Source organism: Methylobacterium komagatae, assembly GCF_042661665.1.
Classification (GTDB): Bacteria; Pseudomonadota; Alphaproteobacteria; order Rhizobiales; family Beijerinckiaceae; genus Methylobacterium; species Methylobacterium komagatae.
The window spans coordinates 3019962-3032264 of record NZ_JBHSWN010000001.1 but is presented as its reverse complement, the minus strand read 5'-3'; the positions used below and the strand labels follow the sequence as shown (position 1 = coordinate 3032264).

The following is a 12303-nucleotide window of genomic DNA, read 5'->3' as shown; positions in this document are numbered from 1 at the left end:
CGATACGGTTTTACTTCATTACCGCAATCCTTGTCGCTGCACCGCTGCGATGTCTTGGGAAAGAGCTAGCGATTTGCATTCCGGGCTGCCCTTCCAGTCTCGGCTTGGAAGCGGTGAGGATTCCGGCTGCGCGCAATTGTCCTGGGTCCGGAATCCAGATGTCGGCGGGGGCCACGCGCATGACGCGCTCCACGAAGGCGCGTGGGAGGCCGGCGGCTTGGTACGCGGCTCGCTCGGGAGCTGGATCGACCGCGAGCTTGCGGCCATCCGGCCCGATCTCGTAGGGCGCATGGAAGCCGAGGCGGCCCTCCGGCCCCAGGGTTCGCCTACGCCCTTGCAAGAAGATCAACGTGCAGGCCGAGGCACAGGCATCCGCGACATGCGTGGACAGGTGGCGCTTTCGAACCAGCCGTCCGATGTCGATGGCTTCCTCCACGAGCCCGCCATCGCTGTCGAGGTGAAGGCTTTCGACCTCCGGATGCGATGACAGAAAGGCCGCAAGCCGTACGGCGACGCCTTCGGTCAGGTCACCACTCAGCCGCAACTCCCGACCGCCGGGGGCGAGGTCGAGGCGCGCCGGCACTTCGCGATCCTCAGGCGCGAGAGTGCTCGCCGGCGGTGGCACGGCAAGGGCAAGACGCTGCGTTTCGGGCGGCGCGAGATGGAGGCTGTTCGTGGGTACGAGGGCGGCGAGCGTGAGTGCGAGGCCGAGCGCAGCCACCCGAGCCGGGCGAGCCCGGCCGAGAGAAAGGATAGACATGGGAAAGTGTCCCTCAGCGGGCGGGAGAGGCCGAAGCGGGGCCTACTGAAGGTAGGAGACGAACATCTCCGAGACGGCGCGGGAGGCATAGCTCTCGGGGCTCTCACCCCATCGCACCGGGAAAGCCTCGGCGACCCGGCGGCCTGCGAGGATGCGCGAGACCTCATCGGGCATCAGGCCGTCCTCGAAGGCGTTGGCGAGGGCGGCGCGCTCGAAGCGCGGATGTGTGTGAATAGCCTCCGGCAGAAGCACGCCGGGGTCGAAGGTCAGTTGCGGGGCGAAGTCATGAGACGGCATGATGGTGGCTCTCGTGTCGGTAATGCTGCGAAATACGGTTCTCCTTCTGCGAATGCATGCAGGCACAACACGAGAGTTTGGCCATGGTCATCTCGAAACGGGTCATCGTTGCCTCCTCTGGGTTCGACTACCTGTCGACCCATGAAGAGTAGCGATAACGGCTGAGAAAGTGCTGCCAAATGCACGGTGGCGGCGAGAGAAGTTCGTTCGCCCGCACCGCAAAACGGAGCATAAGCGTCGGGCGGCGCTTCAGAACCGCGTGGTGAGCGTCGTCAGCCAGTCCGGCGAGGCCTCGACCAGGACCGCTTCGACCTTCTTGTCGAGGCCGGTGGCGATCATCATCCCCGTCATCACGAGGACGAGGCCGAGCGCCGCCTTCAAACCCTTGCCGAGCCCCATCATCCGGTCGCGCCAGCGCATCAGCACTTCACGTGACAGCGACCCGAGCAGAAGCAGCGGCAGCGCCGCGCCGAAGCCGAAGACCAGCATGGTCAGCGCCACCGCGCCGAGGTTCTGCCCCTGAGAGGCGAGGAGCGATGCCGCTCCCAAGGTCGGCCCGACGCAGGGACTCCACACTGCCCCAAGCAGCAGCCCCACCCCGAACTGGCCAGCGAGGCCGGCCGTGGAGAAGCCGCCGAAGCGACGCTCCGCCCAGTCGCCAATCGGGCTCGCGGCGACGGAGAACCGCGTCTGCGCGGCTGGGATCATGAGTACGAGGCCGATCAGAATCAGCATCATCGCCGCGACGATGCGGAAGATCCCCGCATCGAGCCCAATGGCGAAGCCGATCGTGGCGACGAAGAGACCGATGGCGACGAAGGAGACGGCGAGCCCGCTCGCCAGGGCCGCCGGGCCGAGGCGGTGTTCGGAAGCCGCCGCGCCGAGCACGAGCGGCAGGAGCGGAAGCACGCAGGGCGAGAGGATCGACAGGAGCCCCGCAAGGAAGGCGAGGCCGAGGGACGCGATCATCGCGTCAGGCCTGCGGCGTGCCGCTGAGGGAATTGTCCGGGTCCCAGCCGTAATGGAGCGTCTCGAAGCGCATGGAGCGGGCATCGACCATGAGCAGCCGCCCGACGAGGGGTTCGCCGAAGCCCGCCACGGCGCGGATCACCTCCATCGCCATCAGCGAGCCCATGACCCCGGCCAAGGCACCAAGCACGCCGGCCTCCGCGCAGGGTGGCACCGTGCCGGGCGGGGGCGGGCTCGGAAAGAGGCAGCGATAGGTCGGGTTCGGGCGTCCGTCTGCACCCTTCTCATGGGCGCGGATCGTCGTGAGCGTGCCATCGAACCGGCCGAGCGCCGCCGTCACGAGGGGGCGGCGAACGTGGAAGCAGGCATCCGAGACGCAGTAGCGCGTGCTGAAATTGTCCGAGCCGTCGGCGATCACGTCGTATTGCGCGATCAGGTCGGCGGCGTTGTCGGGGTTGAGCCGTAGGGAATGCCCCTCGACGCGGACATGGGGATTGAGGCGGACCACGGCCTCAGCGGCGCTCTCGATCTTCGGCCGACCGATATCGGGCGTGCCGTGGATCACCTGCCGTTGCAGATTCGAAAGGGACACGGTGTCGTCATCGGCAATGCCGATCGTGCCGATGCCTGCCGCTGCGAGATATTGGATGAGGGGCGCGCCGAGGCCTCCGGCGCCGACCACGAGGATCCGCGCCGCCTTCAGCTTCGCCTGCCCCGGACCGCCGATTTCGGCGAGAACGAGATGGCGCGCGTACCGTTCGATCTCGTCGCTGTCTAAAGCCATTGAGCTCGAATCGAGGCTCTAAAGATTACGCGCCGTCCGGGGGACGGCGCGCCATGCACGATGAGGCGACGCGATCAGCGCGGCGCGAGGATCATAATCATCTGGCGGCCTTCGAGCATCGGCTCGCTTTCCACCTTCGCGATCTCGGCGGTTTCATGCTTCACGCGCTCGAGGAGCTTCAGGCCCAGGTCCTGGTGCGCCATCTCACGGCCGCGGAAGCGCAGAGTGACCTTGACCTTGTCGCCTTCCTCGAAGAAGCGCTGCACCGACTTCATCTTGGTGTCGTAGTCGTGCTTGTCGATACCGGGGCGGAGCTTGATCTCCTTCACCTCGACCGTCTTCTGCCGCTTGCGAGCCTCGTTCTGCTTCTTCTGTTCGTTGAAGCGGAAGCGCCCATAATCGAGCAGCTTGCAGACCGGCGGGACGGAGTTCGGCGCAATCTCCACGAGATCGAGGCCGGCTTCCTCAGCCAGGGCCAGCGCGTCGAAGAAGGGCACGACGCCACGGTTCTGCCCGGTATCGTCGATCAATTGCACGTCTCGCACCCCGCGGATGTCGCGGTTGGCGCGCGGCCCATCCTTCTGCGGGGCCGGCATGGCTCTCATCGGTCTACGAATGGCTGTGGTCTCCTGCTTCAACGACAAACGGCGGCCGAGCTGAATCCCTCCCGGAATCCCCTGACCGCCAGCCGTTCCGGTCTTTCCCGGAAAAGACACCTTGACGCAAGCGCACCAAGTGTCAACGGGGTTGCGTGACGAATTGGCTCACCGGTCAGCGCGCGAAACGCCGATCGGTTCCACCTTGACCTTGATGTGTAGCCGCGGCGGGCTCGCCGCAAGGTGTGGCTTCAGCCGTTCCGGTCAAGCAATTCGGCGTAGACGCCTAACGTATCGCCGACCATCCGCTCCAGCGAGAAGTTGGCTTCCACATGGGCCCGGCAGCGGCGCGCCAGGGCGTCGCGGGCACTGGCACCGAGCGACAAAGCCTCAGTGAGCGAGGCGGCGAGCGCGGCGGCGTCGCCTGCAGGGACACGCCAGCCGGTCCGTTGGCCCGTGGGGACGTCGGGCGGGGCGAGAACCGTTTCCGGCACGGCACCGAGATCCGAGACGACCACGGGCGTGCCGAGAGCCTGCGCCTCGACTGCCGACCGGCCGAACGCCTCGGGCTCGATCGACGGCACCGCCACCACCGAAGCCGCGCGGAAGGCGGCGGGCATATCCGTGCAATGGCCGACCCTTCGCACGATGCCGTCGAGCCCGCGCGCGGCGACGAGGGCGTCGATCTCCCGCTCGTAGCTGGTGCGTCCCTGCGGATCGCCCGCCAGCACGATCGCAAGATCCTGCACGCCCTGCTGGCGCATCAGCGCCGCTGCCTCGATCAGGCAGCGATGGCCCTTCCAGGCGGTCAGCCGGGCGGCCAGCAGAACCACGCGGTGATGCGGCTCCACGCCCCAGGCGCGGCGGAGGGCCTCGACCCGGCCGGGCCCCACCGCGTGCGGGTTGAAGGCGCCGAGATCCGTGCCACGATAGATCACCCGCAGGCGGTCCCCCGCCTCGGCCGGATGCAATTGCTGAATGAGCTGAGCCGTGTAGCGAGAATTGGCGATTACCACATCGCCCCGCGCCATCACGGAATTGTACAGAACCTTCACGCCGGTGCGGCCGGAATAGCTGCCGTGATAGGTGGTGACGAAGGGGATGCCGAGGCGCCGCGCGGCGCCGAGCGCCACCCAGGCCGGAGCGCGAGAGCGGGCGTGAATGAGGTTCACCCCCTCGCGACGGCACAGGGCCGCCAGGCGCAGGGTGTTGACCGCCATCCGCAGCGGGTTCTTCGCGGCGGCCGGGAAGCGTAACCAATGGCCGCCCTTGGCCTGCAACTCTCCAACGAGGCGCCCGCCCTCGGTCGCGACGAGCGCACGAGCCCCCGCCGCAGCGAGCCCGGCGGCGACATCGACCGTCGTCCGCTCGGCGCCGCCCGCGTCGAGGTCGGGGATGATCTGAAGCACGGTCGCCCCGGCAAGGCGGCCCTCGCCCAAGGGAAAGCTCGGCGTCGCCCTCGCCTCCTCGGTCAATGCCGGTCCTCCCGTGAGAAGCCGCCCGAAGGCGGCTGTTCGCTGCCACGTATCCACGTAAGAACCTGTCCCCATCGGCGCAGCATGGCGGTTGCGCTTTACGGTCCCGTAAACGGACTCTGAAGCTCAACCGTTCGTTTCACATCCAATTCGCCAAGGAACCCGCAATGGCTGAATCCAGCTTCACCATGACTGTCGAGGGCCATGGCCCCGCGCGCGATATCGCCGTGCGGGTTCGCGACGGCGCCGGTCCCCCGGTCGTGTGGCTCGGCGGATTTCGATCGGACATGAACGCCACGAAGGCAGGCGCCATCGATTCCTGGGCGGAAAAGGCCGGTCGGCGCTTCGTGCGCTTCGACTATGCCGGGCACGGCATCTCCGGCGGGCGCTTCGAGGATTACGTGATCTCGTCCTGGCTGGACGATGCCCGCGCGGTGATTGCGGCCCATGCCGACGAGGCGCCGGTTTTGGTCGGCTCGTCGATGGGTGGCTGGATCGCCTGTCTCGCAGCGCGGGAGCGGGCGCGTCAGGGCAAGAGGACCGCGGGTCTGGTGCTGATCGCTCCGGCCCTCGATTTCACCGAGGAGCTTCTCTGGGCCTCAATGGACGAAGGCCAAAGAAGCGCGATGCAGGCGAAGGGCGGCATCAGCGTGCCGAGCGAGTACGATCCGCGCCCAACCGTCTTCACCATGGGGCTGATCGAGGACGGCCGGAACAACTTGATGCTCGACGGCCCGGTCGAGCCGGGCTGTCCGGTGCACATCCTTCAGGGAGGGCGCGATCCGGATGTCCCTTCCTCTCACGCGTTCCGGCTGATGGAGCGGCTTCCGGCCGAGGGCACGGTGCTGACCTTCATCGCGGATGGCGACCACCGCCTGTCCAGGCCGCAGGATATCGAGCGGCTGGTGTCGGCGGTGGCCGGGATCGCCTAGAATCAGTGCAGGCTGACCGTGTGCAAATCCTGCGCGAGGGCGTTAGCCAGCACGGTCTCACGGGAGTCGGCGAGCATGATCGGCGCGCCGCTCGCGGAGAGCAGAGCGAACAGGTCGAGCCCGGGAGTCAGGGCCGGCGCCTGCGGGAAGAAGCGACGGACTTCCTCGGACCGGATCGGGCGGACATAGGCGATGTGCCCTTCGCCGAGGACGGCGAGATCCGCCGGCTGAAAAGCCGAAGCGTCGAGATCGGCGGGGGTCAAAGGTGCAGCGTTCAGTTCGGACATGGATGCCCTCCTTCGAGGCAGAGCGTCGGTCCCGGCCCCAGATGGCGACCGGGGGGTACAATCCCGATGTGGTGACGGCCCCCGATGCGATCAATCTCCCCCGCGATCAGTCGCGGGCGAGGATGTCGATCCGCCGCACGACACGCTCCGGCTCCGGCCGTACGAGATCGATGGAGAGCAGGCCGTTCGAGAGGTCGGCGCCCAGCACCTCCATCCCGTCGGCCAGGAGGAAGACCCTCTGGAACTGGCGAGCCGCGATGCCGCGATGGAGGAAGTGGCGCTCCCGGTCGTCCACCTGGCGACCGCGCACGACGAGCTGATTCTCCTCCAGCATCACGTCGAGCTGGCCACGGGTGAAGCCCGCCACGGCCAGGGTGATGCGCAGCCGCTCCGGCTCCTGTTCCGTGCGGGCCAACCGCTCGATGTTGTAGGGGGGATATCCATCGCCCGCAGCCTTCGACACCCGGTCGAGGGCCTGTTCGATCTCATCGAAGCCGAGCAGGAAGGGGTGCCCGAAGGGCGACGGTCGTGACATCGCGGGACGTGTTCCCTCAATGCGAAGCCTCAGACCTGCGGGCGTCCCGCGCCCGGCAAGCCAATGAGCGCTCCGGCGCCACGGAGCCCGCGCAAGGCAGCACTCCGCCCGGCGGGCCCGCCGGGACAGTCGAGATATGGCCGAGCGGTTCCGGCCCATCAAGGGATCGCCCAGTCGCCGTTTTCTGTCTCCGCACGAAAGGCGGGAATCCTGCGCAAGGGCCAGCGGCACTTGAGGAATTCGCGGGACGAAATCGGCCGGTTGCCGAATGATCCCGCTAACAGTTTGGAACCGCTCTGATTTTTGCTCCGGCCCTTGATGCGCCGGGCTGTTCCCGATACCTCCCGAACCGCAACGCGGCGCCATCCCGGCCGCTCTTCCGCAGGAGGTGCGATTGCAACCGTCGATCCCGCCTTCCGGCAATCCGATGCGCCGGGTCTCCGAGGCCTGCCGCGACGAGGCCGAGATTCTGGCACTGTCCGTCGCTCGCTTCGTGGCGGCGGGCTACATGACCGGGGATGTCGCCTGCTGGGATGCCGCCTTCAACGGTGCCGAGGAATTGCTCGGCTCGCACGAGGGGGGCCGCTTCGTGGCCGGCATGGTCGGCATCGTGCGCGCTCTGCGGATCGAGCGCGATGGCGACTGGTCGTTCATGCCCGCGAGCTGCTGCCGTCTGACCGGCCATGAATGCGCGCTCGTCGCCCTGATCGGGCGCGGCCGTCGCGGCGCTTGGGACGAAGTGGCGCAGGACGCCGCTGCCCTCGCCGGTCGAGAGGCGCCGCGCCTGACGGCCGCCGTCCGCGCCGCCGCCGGGACCATCGACGCGGCGGCCACCCGCCTCTCACCCGCCTATCCCCGGTCTAACGTCCTCCATTGAGGCGGGCCGGATCTGAGCAAGAGGACCTTTCGACTGTGATTGACCGGAGTTTCTCGTCCAGCCGCATCGGCGCGGCGCTCGTCTCGGGCTTCGTTGCGATGGCTCTCGTCGGTCCGGCGATCGCCCAGGAAGCAGGGGCCGAAAAAGCCGCGCCGGTGAAGCTTCAGCTGAACAAGACTGAGAGCGCGGGCGATGCGTGCCGGATCACCATGGTGGTCGACAACAGCAAGGGTCCGGCGATGAAGACCTTCAAGGTCGATCTCTTCGCCTTCGACACGGACGGCGTCGCTCAAAAGCGCGTGGCCGTGGAACTTGCACCGATCGCTTCGAATAAGACCAGCGTCAAGATTTTTGACTTCCCCGGCATCGCCTGCGGGAAGGTGGGGCGCATCCTCCTCAACGACGTGCTCGCCTGCGACGGCGGCGAGGGCGCACGCGAAACTTGCCTCGCTCGGACCGAGACCGAGAGCAAGGCCGGAATCTCGTTCGACCGCTAGCGCGGCCGGACTGACACGATCACCCCGGCGTCCGGGCGGCTTCCGCTCGGGCGCAGTCGGCTTTGATGGCGCACGCAGATGTGGGTCGCAGGGCCGGTCGCAATCACCCGACGTGAGGAGCCCGACATGGATCCGACCCAGGCCGCCCCGATCGAAGCCCACGATTTCTCGTTCCTCGGCCTGTTCCTGCAGGCTGACCCGATCGTGAAGGGCGTGATGATCCTTCTCATCGTCGCCTCCATCGCCTGCTGGACGGTGGTGTTCGAGAAGATCGTGCGGCTCGCGGCGGCGCGGCGTCAGGCTAAGGCATTCGACACCATGGTCCGCTCCGGCGGGGCGCTCGATCAGACCTTGAAGGGCGTCGCCGGGCAGGTGGTGTCGGCGGCGATCGAGGCGTGGCGAGATCAGGACTCGACCGAGACCCGTGCCGAACGCCGGGAGCGGATCGAGCGGGCCATGCGCGTTGCGCTCGGCCTCGAGATGAAGCGCCTGCGCACGGGCCTTTCGCTGCTCGCCACCTCGGGTTCGACAGCGCCGTTCGTCGGCCTGTTCGGCACGGTCTGGGGCATCATGAACTCGTTCTCGTCCATCGCCCGCAGCCAGGACACTTCGCTCGCCGTCGTGGCGCCGGGCATTGCGGAAGCCCTGTTCGCCACCGCCATCGGCCTCGTCGTCGCGATTCCGGCGGTGATGGCCTACAACAAACTGACGGGTGACGCAGGCAGCATCCAGAGCTCCTTCACCTCCAGCATTTCCATCCTCGGCAACCGCCTCGCCCGTGACCGGGCGGGCCAGCACCGCGCCGCGGCCGAATAGGCCGACTGAGCGGCAGCGCGACGGAAGCTTGGAGGACAGCCGATGGCAATGGGATCGATCAAGGCGGGCGGCGACGACGAGGACGGCCTCGACGCGGCGCCGATGGCCGACATCAACGTCACGCCCATGGTCGACGTGATGCTGGTGCTGCTGATCATCTTCATGGTCGCTGCGCCACTGATGACGACCGGCGTGCCGGTGCAACTGCCCAAGACGAGTGCGCAGAAAGTCGCTCAAGCCAAGAAGCCGCTGGAAATCACCGTCGACAAGGACGGCAATCCCTCCATCGCCAAGGAGGTGTTCACGATGGACAGCATCGTGCCGCGCCTGCGCGAGATGGCCGCCGAGAACAAGGACCAGGTGATGCTGGTGCGTGGCGACCGTGATGTGCCCTACGGCAAGGTGATGGAAGTGATGGGCCTCGTCGGGCAGGCGGGCTTCTCCAAGGTATCGCTCATCGCCCAATCGCCCGGCGGCGCCGCGCCCGCCCCCGCTGCCAAGACCGCTCCCTGATCGAGCCGATGACTTCGCTGACCTCGACGTCCCTGCCTCCGCGCCGCCCGACTGGGTTGGTCGCCGCCTTCCTCGTGGCCATCGGCCTGCATGCTCTCGCCCTGGTGGGGATGATGTTCATGCGGTTGACGCCCCCGGCGCCTCCCGGCGAGCAACAGGTGACGATCGACCTCGCCCCCGTGATGACCGAGGCGCCGACCCAGGCTCCGGCGGAACAGGCAGCCATGGCCGCCGCACCGCCCGAGGCCAAACCGGTCGAGGAGCCCGTCGAGGAGGCGACCCAGCCGCCCCCGCCCACCGAGATGGTGCAGGCGCCGCCGGAGGAGAAGCCGATCCCGCCGGAGGAGACGAAGCCGGTCGAGGCCGTCGAGGCGAAGCCCATCGAGCCGCAGGATCAGGTCGTCACCTCGACCGCCGAGCAGGCCGAGCCGCTTGCCGCGCCTCCGGAGCAGATCGCCAAGCCGGTCGAGCCCGAGAAGCCCAAGGTCGATCTCGCCAAGCTCAAGGCCGAGAAGGAGGCCAAGCTGCGCAAGGCGCGCGAGGAGAAGCGCAAGGAAGAGGAGCGCCGTGAGCGGCTCGAAGAGATCCGCGAGGCCAAGGAGGCGAAGGCCAAGGCCGCCCGCGAATCCCGCACCAAGGCGGCTCAGGAGCGCCAGGGCGACACCCGCGATTCCGCCGCCGCTTCGAGGCAGAGTTCGCAGGGGCGCGCCGCCGCGGGCAGCGACCCAAGCGCCATGCGTCAGTGGACCGGGGCAATCAGCGCCGCGATCCATAGCCGCATGAATCCCGGCGCGGCCTCTGGCACGGCGGGTGGCACCGCGGTGGTGCGCTTCACCGTGATGCGGTCGGGCTCCGTGACGGCAGCTGGGCTCGCCCGGTCGAGCGGTGTCGGCCAGATCGATAGTGCAGCCCTCGCGGCGGTGCGCGGAAGTCTTCCGGCGGCCCCCGCCGGGGTGACGCAGCCGAGCCTTTCCGTCACCATCCCACTGAATTACCGCGTGCGTTGAGCAGTCTTCGGGGCTTGGCGGATTCGCCAGACCCCGTGCCGGCATGCTAAAGGCTTTAACATTCCGTCTCGAAAGGGCCGTCACCCGGCGGTTTTGTAGAGGCGGACCATCCGGCCATCCCTCTGCCCTCCTCAAACCGGCCGGGCCCGCCCTGATAGCCGCGCCAGCCTCGATGCGGCTTGCACCCCTTGAGCGGGACGAAAGGGACACAATGAGCGACGACATCGAAACCGACCTCGACGAGGCGGAAGAGATCCGGGCGGCGGAGACCGAGGCGCGTGTAAAGGCCGAGAACAAGGCCGAGCGTGCGGAACGGGCCGAGCGCATGGCTCGCGAAGGCGCCCAGGCCATGGCCGAGCATCTGGCCTCCCAGGTGGCTGTCGATGAGCGCACGAAGCGCCTTCGCGCCCTGCGGCTGGCCAAGGAGGCGGCCGACGCCCAGACCGCCGCGACCGCCAAGAAGGAGGCCGACGAAGCAAAGGCGGCCAAGGATCGCGCCCGGAAGACCGCTGCGCGCAAGTCGGCCAAGAAGGACTGAGACCCGCCATGGTGGAGAGCCGCGACCGCCGCCGCCCGACCGACGCCCGCGCGGCGGCCGAGGCGGCTTTCCGCAAGGCGACCACCAAGCCGGCCGCCGCCGCCCCTGCGCCAGCGGCACCCGCTGCGGCGCCGGGCGTGCGCGAGATGGTGAGCCTGCGCCTCGACAGCGCTGTGTTGGAGCATTTCCAGAAGGACGGTCCCGGCTGGCAGGATCGTATCAACACCGCTCTGAAGGGCATCATCGCCCGCGAGGGCTGAGGCCACCCTTCCCTACAGGCCATACCGTCTCAGCGAGCGCGGGCGACCTTGAGTGGCGCCGCGCTCGTATTGTTGGCTGCTTCGGCGACGGCTGGGCCGCGCTCCAACGTCGAGACCGCCTGCGGCGCGCCGCGTCCACGCAGGGCGTGGGAGCCCAACGACCGGGCGCGAATATCGGCAGGGAGGCTGCCGAGCCTATCCAGCAGATCCTGCGAGATCAGGATTCCGACGCCGAGGGGGCGGCACAGAGCCTCGATCCGCGACGTGACATTCACGGCATCGCCGAAATACGCGATCTTGTGCCGGTCGACCCCGACTTCCGCCGTCACCACCGGGCCGCCATGCAAAGCGGCGCGCAGGCGCGGCACCGTGCCAAACCGCACCTTCCAAGCCTCGGCATCGGCCTCGATCCGGTCGAGGACGGCAAAGAGGCAAGAGACGCATTTGGCGTCGGCCAAGCCGCGGTCCATCGGCCACGTGATCATGGCGAGGTCGCCGATGTAATCGTCCACCGATCCGCTGTGCCGCCGCACCGGCTCCGCGAGCGCCGCGAAGACGGCGCCGAGATATTCTTGCGCTCGGAGATCGCCATGGGCTTCCGCGAAGGCGGTGGACCCGACCACGTCGAGAAAGAGGAAGATTCGCTCCTCCTCCACGGGGCGGTGGTAGCGACCGATCATGAAGTTCACGAAGACCTCGCCGCCGATGAGGTCGCGCATGCGGATGACGAAGACGAGCATCGCGGAGACGCCAAGCGAATAGGCGAGCACCCGCGGCGTCAGCCTCGTCGCTGTTGAGAGGTCGTCCGTCGTGAGCCCGAGCGCCCAGACGACCGCCCCGCCGAGGGCACAGCCCGCCGCGATCATCAAGACGTAGGCCGCCTCCGCTGCCGGGACGTAGGCCCAGGCGGGCCAGCGGCGAATCCGGGCCTGCAATCCGGCCAGGATCAGCCCCCGGTCGAAGGCGAGCACGGCCACGCCCATGCACAGACCATAGGTGAGCCCGGCGAGCGGCGAGGCGCCCGCTGCGAAGATGAAATTGTAGAGGAGCCCGGCTGCGCCCGCCGCAAGGACGATCAGCACCCAGAACCAGCGGTGAGGCGGCAGCATCAGCGCACCTCGCGATTTGCGTCGAGCGCAGAGGACACGGCTTCGACCCTA

17 protein-coding genes are annotated in these 12303 nt (G+C 68.0%); 8 read left to right on the top strand and 9 right to left on the bottom strand.

Annotation, left to right across the window (positions count from 1 at the left end; all coding sequences use genetic code 11):
* Nucleotides 1-10: 10 nt before the first annotated feature.
* From ACFQE0_RS15085 to ACFQE0_RS15060, 6 genes are all read right to left on the bottom strand, one after another.
* Nucleotides 11-760, bottom strand: a complete 750-nt coding sequence (locus tag ACFQE0_RS15085) for a COG3904 family protein (RefSeq protein WP_378971029.1) — start codon at nt 758-760, stop codon at nt 11-13.
* A gap of 42 nt (nt 761-802) precedes the next feature.
* Nucleotides 803-1057 (bottom strand): hypothetical protein, encoded by a 255-nt coding sequence (locus ACFQE0_RS15080; RefSeq protein ID WP_378971027.1) that lies wholly within the window; start codon nt 1055-1057, stop codon nt 803-805.
* Nucleotides 1058-1306: 249 nt separating this feature from the next.
* Complete coding sequence (locus tag ACFQE0_RS15075; protein ID WP_378971025.1) at nt 1307-2026, bottom strand: cytochrome c biogenesis CcdA family protein; 720 nt, start codon at nt 2024-2026, stop codon at nt 1307-1309.
* A gap of 4 nt (nt 2027-2030) precedes the next feature.
* Nucleotides 2031-2810, bottom strand: coding sequence for a HesA/MoeB/ThiF family protein (locus ACFQE0_RS15070; protein ID WP_378971023.1), 780 nt, complete (start codon nt 2808-2810; stop codon nt 2031-2033).
* A gap of 74 nt (nt 2811-2884) precedes the next feature.
* Nucleotides 2885-3406, bottom strand: a complete 522-nt coding sequence (infC, locus tag ACFQE0_RS15065; RefSeq protein WP_243929520.1) for a translation initiation factor IF-3 — start codon at nt 3404-3406, stop codon at nt 2885-2887.
* 251 nt (nt 3407-3657) lie between these two features.
* Complete coding sequence (locus tag ACFQE0_RS15060; protein WP_378971021.1) at nt 3658-4956, bottom strand: glycosyltransferase family 4 protein; 1299 nt, start codon at nt 4954-4956, stop codon at nt 3658-3660.
* 92 nt (nt 4957-5048) lie between these two features.
* On the opposite strand from ACFQE0_RS15060, the gene ACFQE0_RS15055 reads away from it, so the two are divergent.
* On the top strand, nt 5049-5813 hold the full coding sequence (locus tag ACFQE0_RS15055; protein ID WP_378971019.1) for an alpha/beta fold hydrolase: 765 nt from the start codon (nt 5049-5051) through the stop codon (nt 5811-5813).
* Between the two features lie 2 nt (nt 5814-5815).
* On the opposite strand, the gene ACFQE0_RS15050 is transcribed toward ACFQE0_RS15055, so the two are convergent.
* Both ACFQE0_RS15050 and ACFQE0_RS15045 read right to left on the bottom strand, forming a co-directional pair.
* Nucleotides 5816-6100: a BQ00720 family protein gene (locus ACFQE0_RS15050; RefSeq protein ID WP_378971017.1), complete on the bottom strand. Its 285-nt coding sequence runs from the start codon at nt 6098-6100 to the stop codon at nt 5816-5818.
* Between the two features lie 106 nt (nt 6101-6206).
* The gene (locus ACFQE0_RS15045; RefSeq protein WP_378971015.1) at nt 6207-6635 is read right to left on the bottom strand and encodes an Hsp20 family protein; all 429 of its coding nucleotides are present in this window, start codon (nt 6633-6635) and stop codon (nt 6207-6209) included.
* A 394-nt stretch (nt 6636-7029) separates the two neighbouring features.
* Here ACFQE0_RS15045 and ACFQE0_RS15040 point away from each other — a divergent pair, with 394 nt between their 5' ends.
* The 7 genes from ACFQE0_RS15040 (at nt 7030) to ACFQE0_RS15010 (ending at nt 11143) form a co-directional block, all read left to right on the top strand.
* On the top strand, nt 7030-7512 hold the full coding sequence (locus tag ACFQE0_RS15040) for a hypothetical protein (protein WP_378971013.1): 483 nt from the start codon (nt 7030-7032) through the stop codon (nt 7510-7512).
* Nucleotides 7513-7547: 35 nt separating this feature from the next.
* Nucleotides 7548-8009, top strand: a complete 462-nt coding sequence (locus ACFQE0_RS15035) for a Tat pathway signal protein (protein WP_378971012.1) — start codon at nt 7548-7550, stop codon at nt 8007-8009.
* Nucleotides 8010-8135: 126 nt separating this feature from the next.
* Complete coding sequence (locus tag ACFQE0_RS15030; protein WP_378971010.1) at nt 8136-8825, top strand: MotA/TolQ/ExbB proton channel family protein; 690 nt, start codon at nt 8136-8138, stop codon at nt 8823-8825.
* A 42-nt stretch (nt 8826-8867) separates the two neighbouring features.
* Nucleotides 8868-9338 carry a protein TolR gene (tolR, locus tag ACFQE0_RS15025; protein WP_378971008.1) on the top strand — a complete coding sequence of 157 codons (471 nt, stop codon included), beginning with the start codon at nt 8868-8870 and terminating at the stop codon, nt 9336-9338.
* A gap of 8 nt (nt 9339-9346) precedes the next feature.
* Nucleotides 9347-10345 carry a cell envelope integrity protein TolA gene (gene tolA / locus ACFQE0_RS15020; protein ID WP_378971006.1) on the top strand — a complete coding sequence of 333 codons (999 nt, stop codon included), beginning with the start codon at nt 9347-9349 and terminating at the stop codon, nt 10343-10345.
* 211 nt (nt 10346-10556) lie between these two features.
* Nucleotides 10557-10883 carry a hypothetical protein gene (locus tag ACFQE0_RS15015; protein ID WP_378971004.1) on the top strand — a complete coding sequence of 109 codons (327 nt, stop codon included), beginning with the start codon at nt 10557-10559 and terminating at the stop codon, nt 10881-10883.
* Nucleotides 10884-10891: 8 nt separating this feature from the next.
* Entirely contained in the window at nt 10892-11143 is a 252-nt protein-coding gene (locus ACFQE0_RS15010) for a BrnA antitoxin family protein (protein WP_378971002.1), read from the top strand.
* Between the two features lie 29 nt (nt 11144-11172).
* Here ACFQE0_RS15010 and ACFQE0_RS15005 read toward each other — a convergent pair whose 3' ends face one another.
* A complete protein-coding gene (locus ACFQE0_RS15005; protein WP_378971000.1) occupies nt 11173-12252 on the bottom strand; it encodes an adenylate/guanylate cyclase domain-containing protein in 1080 nt (359 codons plus the stop codon).
* Nucleotides 12253-12303 lie beyond the last annotated feature (51 nt).